Below are 19,121 nucleotides of genomic sequence, written 5' to 3'. Positions count from 1 at the left end.
TGCATGAGTTCGTCATGCAAAGGGAGACGGCGGCCCTCGTTGCCCCTCGACATATGGAAGTGAACGTCAAGCGCAGGCTTCGCTTGCGCCCTGCAACGCCACACGACTGTTCCCTGCTCACGCATTGGGACGCCCAACCCCATGTCATCTCCGCCAACCCTGACGACAGTTGGGATTGGAAGACCGAGCTGGCCCACCAGGCCGACTGGCGTCAGCAGTTCATTGCCGAGCGAGAAGGCAGGCCCATCGGCTTCGTCCAGATCATCGATCCCGCCCGGGAGGATGGGAGCTATTGGGGCGAATCGGCCAACGGTCTGCGTGCCATCGATATCTGGATCGGCGAGCCCGAGGAACTGGGCAAGGGCTACGGCACCACCATGATGCAACTGGCGCTGGCACACTGCTTTGCCGATCCCGAAGTCTCCGCCGTTCTGATCGATCCCTTGGCCGACAACCACCGCGCTCATCGCTTCTATGAACGCCTCGGCTTTCGCTTCGTCGAGCAGCGCCACCTGGGTGGCAATACCTGCTGCATCTACCGCCTCGACCGTCGCGATTGGCTGGCCTGATATCCCCGTTCCCACGCTCTTGCCTCCCACCGTCCCTCGCCCAGAGACTGCTACGCTGTATCAGGCAACGACGAGTCACGTTAATCTGGAGGTCACGATGTCAGGGCAAAGGGATCATGCCAACCTGTTCGACGATGCCCGCTCCCGCCTGGAGGAGGTATTCGAAGCCATCGACGTACAAGGCGATGCCAAGGAGCGCCTGAGACAGCCTAGTCTTTCGCTGCAGGTCAGCGTGCCGGTACGCATGGACGATGGCAGCCTCAAGGTCTTTCCCGGCTGGCGCGTGCAGTACAACACCACCTTGGGGCCGGCCAAGGGTGGCATTCGCTTCCACCCCGACGTCAACCAGGAGGAGGTGACCACGCTGAGCTTCTGGATGGCGGTGAAGTGTGCCGTGGTCGACCTGCCCTACGGTGGCGGCAAGGGCGGCGTCAAGGTCGATCCCAAACAGCTGTCTAGACTGGAACTCGAACGTCTGGCGCGAGGCTACGTGCGCGCCATCGCCGATGTCATGGGCCCCGATCGCGACATTCCCGCACCGGATGTAAACACCAACGCCACGGTCATGGGTTGGATGGCCGACGAGTTCGACCACCTGGCCCGCGGCAAGGTACCCGCCGCCATCACCGGTAAGCCGCCTGCCCTGGGCGGCTCGCTGGGCCGCGTGGCCGCCACCGGTCGTGGCGCCCTGCACGTATTGGACCTGTGGGCCGCACGCGAGAAGCGCAAGCCCGAGGACACCACCGTGGCGGTCCAGGGCTTCGGCAATGCTGCCTATCACTTCTCACGCCTGGCCCATGAGCGGGGCTACCGCATCGTTGCCGTTTCCGACTCCAAGGGCGCCATCTACAGTCAGGAAGGCCTCGACCCTGACGCCATCATGGAGCAGAAGAGCCACAATCAGCGCCTGCATGAAATGGTCTACTGCGATGACTCGGTATGCATCGCCGAGGATGTGAAGAAACTCGATCGCGATGAACTACTCTCGCTTGATGTCGACGTGCTGGCCTTGGCGGCCCTGGAGAATCAAGTGCACGAAGACAACGTCGACCAGGTCAAGGCCAGAGCGCTGCTCGAGATCGCCAACGGCCCGGTCTCGAGCCGTGCCGACGAGCGGCTCGAAGAACGCGGTGTACCGGTGCTGCCCGACGTATTGGCCAACACCGGCGGTGTCATCGTCAGCTATTACGAGTGGGTCCAGAATCGCAGTGGAGAACGCTGGTCGGAGGAAGAGATCAACCAGCGGCTGGCCGAACGCCTCGAGCGTGAAAGCGAGCTGGTCTTCGAGCGCGCCGAGAAGGAAGAAATCTCCTATCGCAAGGCGGCGTATCGCCAGGGCATCGAACGGATTGCCGACGCCATTCAGCTGCGTGGCAACTGCCAGGACAGCGAGTGAGCGTGTCCTGCTGGCATCGCGCAAGATGACAAGCGTTCCGGCGGGGGCGACAATGTCGCCCCCTTGCGAGCATATCCGGACCGCCATGACGGAACCCCTGACCATTCTTCATTGCGATGATCACCTGGTGGCGGTGCACAAGCCTGCGGGGCTGCTAGTGCACCGCTCCAAGCTGGCAGGCGGCGAGAGCGAGTTCCTGCTGCAGCGTCTGCGCAACCAGTTGGGCCGGCGTGTCTATCCGGTGCATCGCCTCGATCGCCCCACCTCGGGTGTCATGGTTCTGGCCCTTGACTCGAACACTGCGGCTCGACTTGGCGAGACCTTCACCCAGCGCCGGATCACCAAACGCTACCTGGCCGTGGTTCGCGGCATCGGCCCCGAGCATGAGTGGCTCGATTACGCACTGAGAGAAGAGGATGGCAGCCGCCCCAAGGCGGAGATGCCGGCCCTGGAAGCGCTTACCGAAGTGAGACGGCTGGACAGCGTGGAGCTGCCGGTACAGGTGGATCGCTATCCTTCCAGCCGCTATTCGCTGATGGAGGTGCGGCCACTGACCGGACGCCGTCATCAGATTCGCCGCCACCTGTCGCGGCGCGGCTATCCGATCATCGGCGATGCCAAGCATGGCAAGGGTAACCATAACCGCTTCTTCGCCGAGCGCCTGCAGTGCCCACGGCTGTTGCTGGCCGCGGTGGGCTTGAGCCTCGAGCATCCCGTCGACGGTTATCATCTGGAGTTGAGCTGTAGACTGGATGTTTCCATGACGGGCCTGTTCCAGCACTTCGGCTGGGCCGGTCATCTGCCGACCGATGCGGCACGTTGCCTGGAAACGCCCTTACCCGCCCTGACCTGACCTGACCTGACCTGACCTGACCCAGGAGTTTCGAGACGCCGCCATGACCGCTCCACTACCTCCGCACGATGTCGCCCCGCCGGCCCAGGACGACTACGATTTTCGCTTCGGCGGCATCCGGCGCCTCTATGGCGCCCGGGCGCTGGAGCGCTTCCGCCGTGCCCATGTGGTGGTGGTCGGTGTCGGCGGCGTGGGCAGTTGGACGGTAGAGGCACTGGCACGCTCGGGTATCGGCCGGCTCACGCTGATCGACCTCGACGACGTCTGTGTGTCCAACGTCAATCGTCAACTGCCTGCCCTCGATGGCAACATCGGCCGGCCCAAGGTGGAGGTGCTGGCCGAACGCTGCCGAGCGATACAGCCGGGTATCGAGGTCCTGGCCGATACCGCCTTCGTCACACCGTCCAACCTGGCCCAGCGCATTCCGGAAGATACCGACTACGTGGTCGATGCCATCGACAGCGTGGTGGCCAAGGCCGCGCTGATCGCCTGGTGTCGAAGGCGCAAGCTGCCCATCGTCGTCGCTGGAGCTGCTGGCGGGCAGAGTGACCCGACGCGCATCAAGGTAGCGGATCTCGCGCGCACCGAGTACGACCCATTGCTGGCCAAGGTGCGCGCACGGCTGCGCAGGGACTACGGCTTCTCACGCAATCCCAAACGACGCTTTTCCGTGGAGTGCGTCTATTCTGACGAACAGCTGGTCTACCCGGATACGGATGGTGAGGTCTGTTACCAGAAGCCCGGGGATGGCGAGTCGACCCGCCTCGACTGCGCCAGTGGCGTGGGTGCGGCCACCTTCGTCACCGGCGGTTTCGGCTTCGTCGCTGCCTCTCGGGTACTCGCTCGCCTGGCCAAGCAAGCCGTAAAGGCAACCGCCGATAACGACATGCCCCTCTGACCTGGAGCCCGACGCGATGTCTCACCCCTTACCCGTTCCTGGTATCTACAGCCACTACAAGGGCAACCGCTACGAGGTGCTCGGCATCGCCCACCATAGCGAGACCGAGGAGCCGCTGGTGGTCTATCGTGCCCTGTACGGCGATTACGGCCTGTGGGTGCGTCCGCTGGCCATGTTCACCGAGACCGTCGAAGTGCGAGGCGAACCGGTGCCGCGTTTCGACCTCGAAAAGGCGTTCTAACGTTGGCCGCGGTGCGCCCATCCGGTCATCCGCTTCTCCAGAATGGCAAACAGCTCATACATCACCATGGCCATGGCGCTGATCACTATCAGCCCGGCAAACACCAGCGCCATGCGCATCTGCGAACCGGCGCTCATCATCAGGTAGCCGATACCCTGGTTGGAGGCCACCGTCTCGGAAACCACGGTGCCGACGAAGGCCAGGGTGATGGCGATCTTCAGCGAGGCGAAGAAGTAGGGCAGCGAGCGCGGCAGGCCCACCTTGAGCAGCACATCCATGCGCCGCGCGCCGAGCACCCTCAGTACGTCCTCCATTTCCGGCTCCAGGGTCGCCAGCCCCGTCGCCACGTTGACCACGATGGGGAAGAAGCAGATCAGGAAGGCGGTGAGGATCGCCGGCACCGAGCCGATGCCGAACCACACCACCAGGATCGGCACGAAGGCGACCTTGGGAATGGCATTGAAGCCCACCAGCAACGGGTAGCAGGCGTGGTAGAGAAAGCGCGAGGAGCCGACGACGAAGCCCAGCGCCAATCCTACCGCCACCCCCAGGGCAAAGCCCGCCAGGGTGGTCCATAGCGTCTGCCAGGAGTGCATGCCGATGGGACCGGCAAAGGTCACCAGGGCTTGAGCGGTGGCCGAGGCGCTGGGAAAGATGAATTCCGGCACCTGGAGCAGACGCACGCTGACTTCCCAGATCGCCACCAGCGCCATCACGGCGACCCAGGGTGCCAGGCGCTCGCGCAGCTTGTCTTTGTTGTTCATGCTCGCTCCTCAGGCGCTGCGGATATCACCGATCACATTGCGCAACTCCTGCACCAGATCGATGAAAGGCTTCTCGTAGGTGACCGCCAGCTCCCGCGGCCGCGGCAGGTCGATCTCGCGCCGCTCGATGATGCGCCCCGGCCGGCGGCTCATGACGTAGACGGTATCGGCCAGGAAGGCGGCCTCGCGCAGGTCGTGGGTAACCAGCACCACGGTGAAGCGCTGGGCCTCCCACAGGTCACGCAGCACGCACCACAGCTCCTCGCGGGTGAAGGCATCCAGCGCGCCGAAGGGTTCGTCGAGCATCAGCAGCCGCGGGCGGTGGATAAGAGCGCGACAGATCGAGGCGCGCTGCTGCATGCCGCCGGAGAGCTGCCAGGGGTACTGGTCTTCGTAGCCTTCGAGCCCCACCGTGCGCAGCAGGTCGCGGGCCCAGCCGATGAACTCCGCGCGTCGCTTGCGAAACTGCGAACGATAGGGTTTTACGATCTCCAGCGGCAACAGCACGTTGTCCAGGGTGGTTCGCCACGGCAGCAGGTTGGCGCTCTGGAACGCCATGCCGCAGATCTTCAAGGGCCCGCCCACCGGTTCGCCATCCACGCGAACGCTGCCGGCTGTGGGTCCATGCAGGCCGGTGCATAGCTTCATGAAGGTCGACTTGCCGCAGCCGGAGGGGCCGACGAAGGCAACGAACTCGCCCTCCTTGATGGAGAGCGAGATCTCTTCGATGGCGTTGCCGGTGTCGTCGTAGGCCAGGCTGACCCGGTCGAAGTCGACGAAGGGCATGGTTTGTGCCAATGCCGTCACTCCGCGCGCTCCGGGAAGATCATGCGCTCCTCCTGGGGCGGCAGGAACCGCGAGGTGAACACCCGCTCGGGCTCCGGCACCGAAGGCAGGTCGTAGGCGTCCGCCACCAGTTGAATGGCGTTGCGCAGCCGCTCCTCGTCCACTGCTCCGGCGCCATTGGCACGGGCGTCTTCAGTATCGATGACGCTGTCGATGGCGAGCCTGAGCCGACGCGTCTCCATCTCCCTGTCGATCAGCGCATCGCGGTTGTAGACATAGTCGATGGCGCCATCCGGGTCGGCCAGGGTCTCTTCCAGAGCGCGATTGAAGGCGCGCAGGAACCCCTCGACGGCTTCCGGATTTTCCTCGGAGAAGGCCTCGCTGGCAATGATGGCGTTGCCGTAAAGTGGCACGCCGAAATCGGGGAAAGGCAGGATGGTGAGCTGCTCTTCGCCCATGCCACGACCTTCGAGGTTGAGCAGGCTGGTGAAATAGAAGCCAGTAATCGCATCCACGTCGCCACGTACCAGCAGGGTCTCGCGCAGGGTGGGGTCGACGTTCTGCCACTCGACGCTATCGGACTCCAGGTCGTTGGCGGCGGCGAAGACACCCCAGGCGCGATAGCCGGTGTCGAAGGCCGGCGCGGCAAGCGATTTACCGGCCAGATCTGCCACCGTCTCGATACCGCGATCCTTGCGCGCGAAGACCGAGGCCGGCGTACCGTCATAGACCACATAGACGCCTTGAATGCCGGGCCCATCGGGGTTCTCGGCCAGGAACTCCACCAGCGCGTTGAGATCCCCGAAGCCCATCTCGTAGGCTCCCGAGGCAACCCGGTTGATGGCTCCGGCGGAACCGCTGCCGGAGTCGATCTGGACGCTGAGCCCCTCCTCGGCGAAATAGCCGCGCTCCACAGCCATGAGGAAGGGCGCCGATGGCCCTTCGAAGCGCCAGTCGAGCTGAAAGCGGATGCGGGTTTCGTCCGCCTGGGCCACGGAGGCACCCGACAGGGACAGGCCAAGCGCCCCGGCCAACAGGCCAGCGGTAAGTTGACGACTCATGAGTGCTACCCTCGCGAAGCGTTTTTTGGTTGTGTTTGTTCTATGCAATCGCCCTGCCAACGGCATCTGCTCGACCGTCGTGCAGGCAGCGCTATACATTAGCGCATGGCGTCAAAGTTGGGGTGCGTCAGGTCGGTGCAGCGGATGTCGATGAACAGATCCGCATGCACCAGCTTAGCTCATTGCGAGGGAGGTCAAACCGTGCTGAATAACGCAGGGCCAACGTCAGGGAAACCCTTCGTCAACCCACAGCGGCGAGAAACGAAAACGGCACCGACGTTGAAGTCAGTGCCGTTTAAGGGCGCAGGGTAAAAGCGTTACTCGTCGCCGGCTTCCTGCATCTGCTTCAGCATGTAGTTCTCGATGCCGACCTTGTCGATCAGGCCGAGCTCGGTCTCGATATGATCGATGTGCTCTTCCTCGTCGGCCAGAATGTGACGGAACAGGTCGCGGGAGACGTAGTCCTTGACCTGCTCACAGTAGGCAATGGCCTCGATGTAGTCGTTGCGGCCTTCGTGCTCGATCTTGAGATCGCTCTCGAGCATCTCGCGCACGTTCTCGCCGATGTGCAGCTTGCCGAGGTCCTGCAGGTTAGGCACGCCCTCGAGGAACAGGATGCGCTCGATCAGCTTGTCGGCGTGCTTCATTTCATCGATGGATTCATCGTACTCCCACTTGGCCAGCGCCTTGAGGCCCCAGTCCTTGTACATCTTGGCATGCAGGAAGTACTGGTTGATCGCCACCAGCTCATTGCCGAGGGACTTGTTGAGGTATTCGATGACCTTGGCATCGCCTTTCATTGCCTTTCTCCCTATCTCTCGTCTCGGTCTTGGGCCTGTCTTGTCGTCGCGTAACGCTCAGTTGGACATGATAGGCAGTATTAGCCCAAACACGCAAAAAATCCAACCGAGACAGTCGGTTGGATTAATGACAACAAGAATGAGATAGATTGGCAACGCTGAGCGGTAGCCGCTCGGAACACTACACGGCGTAGGCAAGATCGCAGGTAGACGCCATGACTTCGGAGGTGATGGCATCGCGGGTAATGGCCTTGCCCACACAGGCGCACTTGCCGCATTGGGTACCGCAGCCGGTTTCCTGCTGAACCTCTCTCCAGCTACGGGCACCGGCCTCGACGCTTTCGCGGATCTTGCGGTCGGATACGCCCTTGCAAAGACATACGTACATCGACATCACCTCGCTGTGCTTACGAGGATTAATGTAAATGATTCGCATAGGCTATCGCAAGGGCGAATCGAACATTTTTTGATCGGTGTCACATTACCGCTTCGCCTTGGGCAGTACCACGATCCTGGTGCCCGAGGCGATGTCGGGCCAGCTACGGCGCTCCGAGTCGAACAGCACCCACAGGTATCCGAGGCCGAAGGCCGCCAGTGACAGCCACGCTACCACATAACGCATGAGGCTCTGGGCCAGGGTGATGGTACGGCCGTCGCGGGTCTGCACGCGCAGGCGCCAGGCCTGCATGCCCAGGGTCATGCCGCCACGCATCCAGGAGAAGGCGAAAAAGAGGAAAGCACCGGCCAACAGCAACAGCTGCAGCGTGAGGCGCTGAGGCGTTCCGGCACCGATCTCCTCGGCGCCCAGGCCCAGCACATGGCGAACGAAAGCCACATGCAACACGGTGAACAGTATCCAGATCGCCGCTACCAGAAAAGCGTCATAGAGCATGGCGCCCAGGCGCCGTCCAAGGCCGGCCGGCCATACATCGTCGAGCTGATCGAAACGTCGTTGCATCGTGGTCTCTTCCTGGAACGCCACGGGCAGGTACCGGTGGCGCAGACTTCATGGAGCGCTGTCGCCGTGCCGACCGTCAGCCGGTGCGACGCAGCAGGTAGAGCCCCAAACCGGCACTGATCAGTGTCGGCGCCAGTACGGCCCATACCGGAGAAAAGCCGAACACCGTCGAGGCAGGTGCCAGCAGGTCCTGCAGGTACTTGAAGGACAACCCGACGACCACCCCGTAGAACACGCGCGTGCCGGCCGCCACGGTGCGCAGCGGGCCGAACACGAACGAAGCCGCGACCAGCACCAGCGAGGCCATGGTCAGCGGCATCAGCATCTTCTGCCAGAAGTAGAGCAGTGGCTGGGTCGCCTGCAGCCCCTGGGTCTGCAGGAAGCGGGCATAGGCCCACAGTTCGCTGGGGGCTTGGCTGTTGATCGGCAGCAGCAGTCGGTTGAGCTGGGCGGGAGTCAAGCTGGTCTGCCAGGGCTGCTCGGCCAGACGCTCGGCCTCGGTGTGATCTTCGAAGAAGCGGGTGACGGCCACCTCTTCCAGCAGCCAGCTGCCGTCGCGCCATACGGCGCGTTCGGCCGTGGTGGCCTCGCGCAGCTCGCGCCCTTCGAAGCGGTAGCGGGTCAGGTCGAGCACGGTATCGTCGGCGCGTATGGCGCCGAAGCGATAGACGCTGTCCCCCTCGCGCTGCCAGCCACCTTGCTGGACCAGCACCGTGCCCTCGCCCTGCATCTGCTCGAGGCGCCAGGCGTTGGCGAACTGTTCGGTGCGCGGGCTGACGTATTCGGCGGTCAGCAGCACCACGGCCACCACCAGGATGATGGGCTTCATCACCCCCCAAAGGATGCGCGTGAGAGAGCGCCCGGCGGCACGCATCACCGTCAGTTCGTTGCTCGAGGCCATGCTGCCCAGGCCGATCAGCGCGCCGATCAGAACCGCTACCGGGGCGTACTGATAGAAGCGCCAGGGCAGGCGCATCAGCAGGAAGAGCAGTACCTGAAAAGCGCCGTAGCTGCCTTCGACGTCATCCAGGTCGTTGATGTAGGAAATCACCAGGTCGAGGCCGAGCAGCACCACCTGAACGACGATGATTGCTCCCAGTACGTTGCGGGCGATATAGCGGTCGAGACGATCCGTCAGCATCAGCGCATCCCCCTGCGCTGGTTGTGCATCAGCAACCCCACACCCAATGCCAGGAAAAGCGCATGGATGGGCCACATGCCGATGACCGCCGGCAGCGTGCCGCGACCGATGGCATCCAGCGCCGCCAGCAACAGGCTCAGGTAACAGATGTGCAGGAAGATTGCCGGCAGTAGCTTGGCGAAGCGTCCCTGACGCGGATTGACCCTAGAGAGCGGCATCGCCATCAGCGTCAGGATGAACACCATCAGCGGCAACGACAGCCGCCACTGCAGCTGGGCACGAGCACGGGCGGAGTCATCGACGAGCAACTCCGCCGTGGTGGCGTACTCCGCTGACTCCAGCTCACGTTGTTCACCGCCGAGCGAGAGACGCACGGCGTATGTCTCGAACTCCAACCGCTCGGCTTCGAAGCGGCCGGGGTCGACGCTGTAGCGCTCACCGTCGGCCAGCACCAGGAAGCGGCTGCCGGTGTCGGGGTCCACGGTCTGGTAGCCGCTGCCGGCACGCGTCACGGCGGTTTCCGGCGTGCCGTCACGGCGCCGCTGGCGCTCGCTGATAAAGACCTCCTGCATGCGGCTGCCATCCTCGCTGAAGGATTGGGTATAGGCGGTGCGACCACCCCCGAAGTCCTGGAAGCGCCCCGGGGCCAAAGCGGTAAAATCGAGTTGGCTGCGCTGCTCCTCCAGCATCACGGCATTGTGCAGCGCCCCCGCTGGCGTCAGCCACAGGCTGCACAGCCCCACCATGATCGCCACCAGGGTCGCCGGCACCAGGCTGACCTGGAACAGCCGGGCGGGGCTGATGCCGCAGGCCACCAGCACCGTGATCTCGCTGTTGAGATAGAGCTGGCCATAGGCCAGCAGGATGCCGAGGAAGAAGGCCAGCGGCAAAATCAGCTCGAGAAAGCCGGGCAGATGATAAAGCATCAGGTTGCCGAGGATGGTGGCGGGTATGTCACCTTCCGCGGCCTCGGTGAAGTAGCGGATGAACCGGCTGCCCATGATGACCAGCAGCAGCACGCCGGCGACGGCGGCCATGGTGAGCAGGATCTCGCGGGTCAGGTATCGAAAAATGATCATGCAGCGGTCTTCCATGCAATGGCGCCATGCCTTGAGTACACTTGGGTGATTCGGCAGTGGCCTGGAGCCGTGCCGGCATTATCCAGAATCCCCCATCGCTTGTCTTGTGGAGTCACCATGGAATTCCCAGTTCAGACGGCCAATCCTGCCAAGGCCGAATCGGCCTGCCTCGTGGTCCCGGTTTTCAAGGATGGCGATTTGCTGCCCACCGCCGCCAAGCTCGACGATGCCAGCGAGCGGCTGATCGGCCAGTTGATCGAACGCGGCGACTTCGACGCCAAGCTGGGCAACGTACAGCTGATTCCCTTCGCTCCCGGCCTCGCCGCCGACCGCCTCATGCTGGTGGGCCTGGGCGAGAGCGGCAAATGTCAGGAGCGCGCCTTCATCAAGGCGCTGGACGCCGCCTTCTCCGCCATCGCCGGGCTGACAGTGGAAGAGGTCGCGGCGGCCTTCACCGACGCTCCCGTGCCTGAGCGTAGCATCGCCTGGAAGGCGCGCATGACCGCAGAGGCTGCACAGCGTGCCGTTTATCGCTTCGATGAATTCAAGTCGGAGAAGGCGCCGCGCCCGCGTCTTGCCAAGGTTACCCTGCTGCTCAGTGACGGCGATTCCGCCGACGAGGCCCGCGAGGGAGCCCGCATCGGTAAAGCCATCGGCCAAGGCGTGGCCTACACCCGCACCCTGGGCAACCTGCCGGGCAACGTCTGCACCCCCAGCTACCTGGCCGAGCAGGCCGAACAGCTGGGTCGCGAATCGGGCGGTGCACTCAGCGTCGAGATCCTCGACGAGGCGGCGCTGGAGGAACTCGGCGCCCATAGCCTGCTCTCGGTGGGCCGAGGCAGCGAGCAGCCCTCGCGGCTGATCGTCATGAAGTACCAGGGCGCCGAGAAGGCCGATGACTCGCCTCATGTTCTGGTGGGCAAGGGCATTACCTTCGATACCGGCGGCATCTCGCTCAAGCCCGGCGAGGCCATGGACGAGATGAAGTTCGACATGTGCGGTGCCGCCAGCGTATTCGGTACCGCCAAGGCGGTGCTCGGCATCCGGCCCAAGCTCAATCTGGTGTTCATCGTCGCCGCCGCCGAGAACATGCCCGACGGCCGCGCCACCAAGCCCGGCGACATCATCAAGACGCTCAAGGGGCTGACGGTGGAAGTGCTCAACACCGACGCCGAGGGGCGCCTGGTGTTGTGCGATGCGCTGACCTACGCCGAACGCTTCGAGCCCGCCAGCGTAGTCGACATCGCCACCCTGACCGGTGCGGCGATCATCGCCCTGGGCCACCACGCCACCGGCCTGCTCTCCAACGACGACGACCTGGCGCTGGACCTGCTCGACGCCGGCGAAGCCGCCTGGGACCGCGCCTGGCACCTGCCGCTGTGGGACGAATACAAGGAGCAGCTCGACTCCAACTTCGCCGACATGGCCAACATCGGCGGACGCCCGGCCGGCACCATCACCGCCGCCTGCTTCCTCTCGCGCTTCGCCGACAAGTTTCCCTGGGCACACCTGGACATTGCCGGCACCGCCTGGACCTCGGGCAAACAGAAGGGCGCCAGCGGCCGCCCGGTAGGGCTCTTGACCCAGTACCTGCTCGACCGCGAGGAAGAGGCACGCCAGGTCGAGAACGACGCCTGACGTTGCCAAGGTTGCCAACGCAGGCGACAACCGTTACACCTGACGCATTGCGCGCACCGGGTCGACTGACCCGGTGCGCCGTAGAAGCCCAAGAAAACGCCGGAATCCCGGCTTAGCGGAGACCCATTTGCCGTGCCCAACGCAACCTTCGAGACGCTGCCCAACGCCACGCCCGTGGCAGCCAACATTCGCGATGACATTCTCGCCAGCCCCGGCTTCGGCCAGTACTTCAGCGATCACATGGCCCACGTACGCTGGACGGCCGAGTCCGGCTGGCACGGCCACGAGGTGCGCCCCTACGGACCGCTGACCCTCGACCCGGCCGCCGCCGTACTGCACTACGGCCAGGAGATCTTCGAGGGCATCAAGGCCTACCGCCATGCCGATGGCTCGGTATGGTCGTTCCGCCCGGAAAAGAACGCCGAACGCTTCCGCCGCAGTGCGCGTCGCCTGGCGCTGCCCGAGCTCAGCGACGAGGATTTCGTCGGTTCGCTCAAGGCCCTGCTCGCCCAGGACCACGCCTGGGTGCCGACACCCAGCAGTGAAGCCGACGAATCGAGCCTCTACCTGCGCCCGTTCATGATCGCCAGCGAGAAGTTCCTCGGCGTGCGCCCGGCCAAGGAAGTCGACTACTACGTGATCGCCTCCCCCGCCGGCGCCTACTTCAAGGGCGGCATCGCCCCGGTATCGATCTGGCTCTCCTCGCACTACAAGCGCGCCGCGCCCGGCGGCACTGGCTTCGCCAAGTGCGGCGGCAACTATGCCGCATCGCTGGCTGCCCAGAAGGAAGCTGAGAAGCACGGCTGCGGCCAGGTCGCCTTCCTCGATGCCGCTGAGAACAAATGGGTCGAGGAACTGGGCGGCATGAACCTGTTCTTCGTCTACAAGGACGGCCGTCTGGTAACGCCGCGCCTGACCGACACCATCCTCGAGGGCGTGACTCGTGACTCAGTGCTCACCCTGGGCCGCGACGAAGGCCTGACGCCGGAAGAGCGCGCCATCAGCATCGACGAGTGGCGCGACGGCGTGGCCTCCGGCGAGATCACCGAAGTCTTCGCCTGCGGTACCGCCGCGGTGATCACTCCGGTAGGTCAGCTGGTCACCGAGGACGACACCATCCGCATGCCCGATGCAGGCAACGAGGTGGCCAAACGCCTGCGCGCCAAGCTGCTCGACCTGCAGTACGGCCGTGCCGAAGACAAGCATGGCTGGTTGACGCGCCTGGTGTAACGGCGAAGGCGCCACGATGGGCCCGCTGCCGCGAGTCCGTTGCCACAACGGCTAACCCACCGAGGCGAGGGGCGCCGAAGGGCAGGCCGACGCGGAGGTCCTACGCCAGGGATGGCGTCGGTAGCGTACAGGGATGTATTCATAGCGCCTCCGCGAAGGCCTGGCCCCGAGGGAAAGCCCCGGGCAGACTCTGATGACGCAAGTAGATTTCTACATCCTCCCCGACACCACGCTGGAAGCGCGGCTCGACTTCGCCTGCCGGCTGGCCGAGACCATCGCCGGCAAGGGTTACCGGCTGCACCTGCACGCCGAGGACGAGGCCATGGCCAGCGACCTCGACGAGCGGCTGTGGACCTTTCGCCCCGAGGCCTACCTGCCGCATGCCCTGCTCGGCAGCGAGATGGCCGAGGGCGTGGCGGTGACCATCGGCTGGGAGCAGCCGCCCGAGCCGAGCGCCGAAGCACCCATGGCACTGCTCAACCTCGACCCGGGCATCCCCGAGTGGTTCTCGCGTTTCGAGCGGGTCGCCGAGATCATCAACCAGCATCAGCAGGTGCTCGTCGCCAAGCGCGAGTGCTGGCAGACCTACAAGCAGCGCGGCTATCCCGTGAAGGCACATCAGCTCAAGGGGTGAGTCCCGCCCCAGGCGCCCCTCTGAAGCATTATCTCGCCGGTCTTCTCTTCAAGCCTGGCTGACGTCAAGCGCCCCATCGCGCTATAATCGAGCTCATTTTTCGCACGCTTTCGATGACTTCCCGCCGCCCGGCCCCACGACCCGGCGGCGATCATTTCTGGACCCGGAACGCCCCATGGACAAGACCTACCAACCCGAGCAGATCGAATCCCGCTGGTACGAGCGCTGGGAGGCCGACGGCCGCTTCGCCCCCTCGGGCGAGGGCGAACCCTACTCGATCATGATCCCGCCGCCCAACGTCACCGGCAGCCTGCACATGGGCCACGCGTTCCAGGACACCATCATGGACACGCTGATCCGCTGGCGCCGCATGCAGGGCAACAACACCCTGTGGCAGGTCGGCACCGACCACGCCGGCATCGCCACCCAGATGCTGGTGGAGCGCAAGGTCGCCGCCGAAGAGGGCAAGAGCCGCCACGACCTGGGCCGCGAGGCGTTCATCGACAGGGTGTGGGAGTGGAAGCACGAATCCGGCGGCCATATCACCCGCCAGCTGCGCCGCATGGGCGCCAGCGTCGACTGGTCGCGCGAGCGTTTCACCATGGACGACGGCTTCTACAAGGCGGTGCAGGAAGTCTTCGTGCGGCTCTATGAAGAGGACCTGATCTATCGCGGCAAGCGCCTGGTCAATTGGGACCCCACCCTGCACACCGCCATCTCCGACCTCGAAGTGGAGAACCGCGACCAGCAGGGCCAGTTCTGGCACTTCCGCTACCCGCTGGCCGACGGCGTAAAGACCGACGCTGGGCTCGACTACCTGGTGGTCGCCACCACCCGCCCCGAAACCCTGCTCGGCGACACCGGCGTGGCGGTCAACCCCGAAGACCCGCGCTACGCCTCGTTGGTGGGCAAGTTCGTCGAGCTGCCATTGGTAGGACGACGCATCCCCATCGTCGCCGACGAGCACGCCGACATGGAGAAGGGCTCCGGCTGCGTGAAGATCACCCCGGCCCACGACTTCAACGACTACGAGGTGGGTCGTCGCCACGGCCTGCCGCTGATCAACGTCTTCACCCAGGACGCGGCGATCCTGCCCCAGGCCGAGGCCTTCGACATCCAGGGCCGCCCGCTGCCCGAGATCGACTTGAGCCTGCCCCAGGCCTACGCCGGACAGGACCGCTTCGAGGCGCGCAAGCGGATCGTCGCCGACATGGAAGCCGCCGGGCTGCTCGAACAGATCGAGACGGTCAACAACACCCTGCCCTTTGGCGACCGCTCCGGCGACGTCATCGAGCCGCTGCTCACGGACCAGTGGTTCGTCGCCGTGGAGAGCCTGGCCAAGCCCGCCATCGCCGCGGTGGAGAACGGCGACATCCAGTTCGTGCCCAAGAACTACGAGAACATGTACTTTTCGTGGATGCGCGACCTGCAGGACTGGTGCATCTCGCGCCAGCTGTGGTGGGGCCACCGCATTCCCGCCTGGTACGACAGCGAAGGCAACGTCTACGTCGCCCGCACCGAGGCCGAGGCGCGCAAGAAGCACGGCCTGAGTGACGACATCGTCCTGACACAAGATGAAGACGTGCTCGACACCTGGTTCAGCTCGGGCCTGTGGACCTTCGGCACCCTGGGCTGGCCGGAGCAGACCCCGGAGCTGGCCACCTTCCACCCCTCGAGTGTGCTGGTCACCGGCTTCGACATCATCTTCTTCTGGGTCGCGCGGATGATCATGCTGACCCTGAAGTTCACCGGCGAGGTGCCGTTCAAGACCGTCTACGTCCACGGCCTGGTGCGTGACGGCCAGGGCCAGAAGATGTCCAAGTCCAAGGGCAACGTGCTCGACCCCATCGACCTGATCGACGGCATCCAGCTCGATACGCTGCTGGAGAAGCGCACCGGCAACATGATGCAGCCGCAGAAGGCCAAGGCCATCGCCAAGGCCACTCGCGACGAGTTCCCCGAGGGCATCGAGCCCCACGGCACCGACGCGCTGCGCTTCACCTTCCTCTCCCAGGCCACCACCGGGCGCGACATCAAGTTCGACATGGGCCGTCTCGACGGCTACCGCAACTTCTGCAACAAGCTGTGGAACGCCTCGCGCTATGTGCTGATGAATGCCGAGGGCGAGGATTGCGGAGTTGATGGTGGAAGCATCGAGCTGTCGCTGGCCGACCGCTGGATCGTCTCACGCCTGCAGCAGACCGAAGCCCAGGTGACCAGGGCGATGGAGGAGTTCCGCTTCGACCACGCCTCGCAAGCGCTCTACGAGTTCGTCTGGAACGAGTACTGCGACTGGTATCTGGAGCTCTCCAAGCCGGTGCTGTGGGACGACGGCGCCAGCGAGGCGGCCAAGCGCGGCACCCGCCGCACCCTGGTGCGTGTGCTGGAAGCCATCCTGCGCCTGGCCCACCCGATGATGCCGTTCATCTCCGAGGAGATCTGGCAGCGCGTGGCACCGCTGGCGGGCAAGGCCACCGGGGACGGCAGCGAGTCGATCATGGCGCAGCCATGGCCCATGGCCGAGCAGGAGAAAATCGACGAGCAGGCCACCCGCGACATCGAGTGGCTCAAGGGCGTGATCGTGGCGGTGCGCAACGTTCGCGCCGAGATGAACATCGCTCCCGGCAAGCCGCTCGAGGTGCTGCTGACCAAGGGTTCGCCAGCTGACCGCGAGCGCCTGGAAGCCAACCGCCCGTTCCTGGCCAAGCTGGCCAAGCTGGAAAGCGCCACCTGGCTCGACGACCCGAGCGAGGCGCCGCTCTCGGCAACGCAGCTGGTCGGCGACATGGAGGTACTGGTACCCATGGCCGACCTGATCGACAAGGGGGCCGAGCTCGCCCGCCTGGCCAAGGAGATCGACAAGCAGGACAAGCTGATCGGCGGCATCGAGAACAAGCTCGGCAACGAGAGCTTCGTGGCCAAGGCGCCGGAGGCGGTGGTCGAGAAGGAGCGCGGCAAGCTGAGGGAATACCAGGCTGCCCGCGCCGTGCTGGTCGAACAGCGCGACAAGATCGCCGCGCTCTAACAGCGGCCCGAAACCGCCGCGCTCTAACAGCGGCCCGAAACCGCCGCGCTTGACAGCGGCCCGAAACCGCCGCGTTGATCAGCGGCCCACAACCGCCGCAGGCGGACTCGGAGAGGACGCGAATGCCTCGAGACGACAGCATCCTGGCCAGCCACAGCCAAGGCTTGACCCTCGAGGCGATACGCCCGCTGTTTCCGCTGCTGGAGCGCAACAGCGCCGGGGCGATCCTGGTGGATGCAGAAAGCCGCCTCATCTGGATCAACGCCTGCTACTGCCGCCTGCTCGGTATCGATGACGCGGCCAGAGTGATCGGCCGGCCGGTCGCCGAAGTAATTCCTCATACCCGCATGCCCGAGGTGGTACGCAGCGGGCGGCCCATCCTGCTCGACATCATGGAATACCAGGCGCGTCAGCTGGTGGTCACCCGGTTGCCGCTGCACGACCCAGCCAGCGGCCGGGTAAACGGCGCGGTGGCCTTCATCGTGTTCGACGACCTGGAGCCGCTGACGCCGCTGATTGGCAAGTACCGCCGCCTGCAGCATGACCTGGCGGCGGCACGGCGTGCCCTGGCCAGCCGCGGTTCGCGCTATGCCCTGGCCGATTTCGTCGGCGCCAGCCCCGCAGTACTCGAGGTCAAACGCCGCGCCCGCCTGGCCGCTGCACGGGTCACACCGGTACTGCTGCTGGGCGAGACCGGTACCGGCAAGGAGGTGCTGGCCCAGGCCATCCATGGAGACTCCCCGCGCGGCGCCAATCCCTTCGTAGCCGTGAACGTGGCCGCCGTGCCCGAAAGCCTGCTGGAGGCGGAGTTCTTCGGCGTCGCCCCGGGCGCCTATACCGGCGCCGACAAACGCACCCGCCAGGGCAAGTTCCAGCTCGCCGACGGCGGTACCCTGTTCCTCGACGAGGTCGGCGACATGCCGCTGGCGCTACAGGCCAAGCTGCTGCGAGTCCTGCAGGAGGGCGAGGTGGAGCCGCTGGGTTCCAACGAGATCAAGCGCATCGACGTGCGCGTGATCGCCGCCACCAGCCGCGATCTGGAAGCCATGGTCGCCGAAGGCAGCTTTCGCTCCGACCTCTACTATCGCCTCAACGTGCTGCGCATCCAGATCCCACCGCTGCGCGAACGCATCGCCGACCTGGGAATCCTGTGCGAGACGCTGCTCGACCGGATCGCCGCGGAGAGCGGCGAGCCCCGCGCCGAGATCACCCACGAGGCCGTGGCGCTACTGCAGCGCCACGACTGGCCGGGCAACATTCGCGAGCTGCGCAACGTTCTCGAGCAGACCCTGGCCCTGAACGAAGCCTGCAGCCTGATCGACGTACCACAGCTGCGCGCCGCCCTGCCCCTCTCCGCCCAGGCTGGCACCGGTCCGCTGCCTACCGCCAGCGTGCGCCCGCTGGCCGAGATTGTCGCCGAGGCCGAGCGCACCGCCTTGACCAACGCCCTCGCTGCCTGCCGCGGCAACAAATCGCGCACCGCCCGTCTGCTGGGCATTCCCCGCTCGGTGCTCTACGACAAGCTTGCCAAGCTGTCCGAAAAAACGGACACATGACCGGATTCCCGACGAAATAAGTATCCACGAAAGTCTAATATTGTCCGAGATACCGGACATCTCTCTTATAGACACCTCCCCTCTATTCTCATAATCCATTGTATTTTTTGTATTTCTCAGGAATGGCACGGCCTGTGCACTGTACTGGGGCACGCGCCAACGCCCGGCACGTAGTGCCGGAACTGGCCGCGATATGAACAAAGACAGTTTGCACAACGACAGCGTCAACCAAAGGCGCTGCGACAACAAAGCACAAGGAGCCTACATGTCGTTCACACCGTCTCTCGCCACTCGCCTTCGTCCGCTCACCCTCGGCGTTGCTACCGCCACCTTGATGGCGGGCGCCGCGGCTTCCAGCTTCGTCGAGGCCCAGGAGCGCGTGCGCTGGCAGGTGCCCATCGCCTTCCCGTCCCACCTGGTGGGCCTGAGCACGCCGGTCGTGCACCTCTCCGAAACCCTGGAAGCGATCTCCGGTGGCAATATCAACCTGCG

General features: G+C 64.7%; 18 protein-coding genes and 1 pseudogene. 11 read left to right on the top strand and 8 right to left on the bottom strand.

Annotated features, from left to right (window positions below):
* The first annotated feature begins 14 nt into the window (after positions 1-14).
* From SPH52_RS21895 to SPH52_RS21875, 5 genes are all read left to right on the top strand, one after another.
* Positions 15-569 carry a GNAT family N-acetyltransferase gene (locus tag SPH52_RS21895; protein ID WP_411797171.1) on the top strand — a complete coding sequence of 185 codons (555 nt, stop codon included), beginning with the start codon at positions 15-17 and terminating at the stop codon, positions 567-569.
* A 97-nt stretch (positions 570-666) separates the two neighbouring features.
* Positions 667-1,965 (top strand): Glu/Leu/Phe/Val family dehydrogenase, encoded by a 1,299-nt coding sequence (locus SPH52_RS21890; RefSeq protein WP_411797170.1) that lies wholly within the window; start codon positions 667-669, stop codon positions 1,963-1,965.
* Positions 1,966-2,050: 85 nt separating this feature from the next.
* Positions 2,051-2,818 carry a pseudouridine synthase gene (locus tag SPH52_RS21885; RefSeq protein ID WP_411797169.1) on the top strand — a complete coding sequence of 256 codons (768 nt, stop codon included), beginning with the start codon at positions 2,051-2,053 and terminating at the stop codon, positions 2,816-2,818.
* Between the two features lie 43 nt (positions 2,819-2,861).
* Positions 2,862-3,716 (top strand): tRNA cyclic N6-threonylcarbamoyladenosine(37) synthase TcdA, encoded by an 855-nt coding sequence (tcdA, locus tag SPH52_RS21880; RefSeq protein WP_411797168.1) that lies wholly within the window; start codon positions 2,862-2,864, stop codon positions 3,714-3,716.
* A 16-nt stretch (positions 3,717-3,732) separates the two neighbouring features.
* A complete protein-coding gene (locus tag SPH52_RS21875; protein ID WP_411797167.1) occupies positions 3,733-3,957 on the top strand; it encodes a DUF1653 domain-containing protein in 225 nt (74 codons plus the stop codon).
* Here SPH52_RS21875 and SPH52_RS21870 read toward each other — a convergent pair.
* The 8 genes from SPH52_RS21870 to lptF form a co-directional block, all read right to left on the bottom strand.
* Positions 3,954-4,721: an ABC transporter permease gene (locus SPH52_RS21870; protein WP_411797166.1), complete on the bottom strand. Its 768-nt coding sequence runs from the start codon at positions 4,719-4,721 to the stop codon at positions 3,954-3,956. The genes SPH52_RS21875 and SPH52_RS21870 overlap by 4 nt on opposite strands.
* Before the next feature lie 9 nt (positions 4,722-4,730).
* Positions 4,731-5,519: an ABC transporter ATP-binding protein gene (locus tag SPH52_RS21865; RefSeq protein ID WP_411797165.1), complete on the bottom strand. Its 789-nt coding sequence runs from the start codon at positions 5,517-5,519 to the stop codon at positions 4,731-4,733.
* Between the two features lie 5 nt (positions 5,520-5,524).
* Positions 5,525-6,568: an ABC transporter substrate-binding protein gene (locus SPH52_RS21860; RefSeq protein ID WP_411797164.1), complete on the bottom strand. Its 1,044-nt coding sequence runs from the start codon at positions 6,566-6,568 to the stop codon at positions 5,525-5,527.
* Positions 6,569-6,885: 317 nt separating this feature from the next.
* The gene (gene bfr / locus SPH52_RS21855) at positions 6,886-7,368 is read right to left on the bottom strand and encodes a bacterioferritin (protein WP_411797163.1); all 483 of its coding nucleotides are present in this window, start codon (positions 7,366-7,368) and stop codon (positions 6,886-6,888) included.
* Between the two features lie 181 nt (positions 7,369-7,549).
* Positions 7,550-7,756, bottom strand: coding sequence for a (2Fe-2S)-binding protein (locus SPH52_RS21850; protein WP_411797162.1), 207 nt, complete (start codon positions 7,754-7,756; stop codon positions 7,550-7,552).
* 93 nt (positions 7,757-7,849) lie between these two features.
* Positions 7,850-8,326, bottom strand: a complete 477-nt coding sequence (locus SPH52_RS21845) for an RDD family protein (protein WP_411797161.1) — start codon at positions 8,324-8,326, stop codon at positions 7,850-7,852.
* A gap of 76 nt (positions 8,327-8,402) precedes the next feature.
* A complete protein-coding gene (gene lptG, locus SPH52_RS21840) occupies positions 8,403-9,467 on the bottom strand; it encodes an LPS export ABC transporter permease LptG (RefSeq protein ID WP_411797160.1) in 1,065 nt (354 codons plus the stop codon).
* Positions 9,467-10,546, bottom strand: coding sequence for an LPS export ABC transporter permease LptF (gene lptF / locus SPH52_RS21835; RefSeq protein ID WP_411797159.1), 1,080 nt, complete (start codon positions 10,544-10,546; stop codon positions 9,467-9,469). Before lptF ends, lptG begins: the two co-directional genes overlap by 1 nt.
* 117 nt (positions 10,547-10,663) lie before the next feature.
* On the opposite strand from lptF, the gene SPH52_RS21830 reads away from it, so the two are divergent.
* From SPH52_RS21830 to SPH52_RS21805, 6 genes and pseudogenes are all read left to right on the top strand, one after another.
* Positions 10,664-12,184, top strand: a complete 1,521-nt coding sequence (locus SPH52_RS21830; protein WP_411797158.1) for a leucyl aminopeptidase — start codon at positions 10,664-10,666, stop codon at positions 12,182-12,184.
* A 132-nt stretch (positions 12,185-12,316) separates the two neighbouring features.
* Positions 12,317-13,414, top strand: a complete 1,098-nt coding sequence (locus SPH52_RS21825; RefSeq protein WP_411797157.1) for a branched-chain amino acid aminotransferase — start codon at positions 12,317-12,319, stop codon at positions 13,412-13,414.
* A 193-nt stretch (positions 13,415-13,607) separates the two neighbouring features.
* Positions 13,608-14,048 carry a DNA polymerase III subunit chi gene (locus tag SPH52_RS21820; RefSeq protein ID WP_411797156.1) on the top strand — a complete coding sequence of 147 codons (441 nt, stop codon included), beginning with the start codon at positions 13,608-13,610 and terminating at the stop codon, positions 14,046-14,048.
* Positions 14,049-14,223: 175 nt separating this feature from the next.
* Entirely contained in the window at positions 14,224-17,073 is a 2,850-nt protein-coding gene (locus SPH52_RS21815; RefSeq protein ID WP_411797155.1) for a valine--tRNA ligase, read from the top strand.
* 122 nt (positions 17,074-17,195) lie between these two features.
* Complete coding sequence (locus SPH52_RS21810) at positions 17,196-18,629, top strand: sigma-54 interaction domain-containing protein (protein WP_411797154.1); 1,434 nt, start codon at positions 17,196-17,198, stop codon at positions 18,627-18,629.
* Positions 18,630-18,894: 265 nt separating this feature from the next.
* Positions 18,895-19,121: pseudogene (locus SPH52_RS21805) on the top strand (C4-dicarboxylate ABC transporter); the annotation flags it as partial.

It is taken from the genome of Halomonas sp. A29 (genome assembly GCF_046723295.1).
GTDB lineage: Bacteria > Pseudomonadota > Gammaproteobacteria > Pseudomonadales > Halomonadaceae > Halomonas.
The sequence above is the reverse complement of the archived record's forward strand: the minus strand, read 5'-3'. Positions and strand labels throughout refer to the sequence as shown.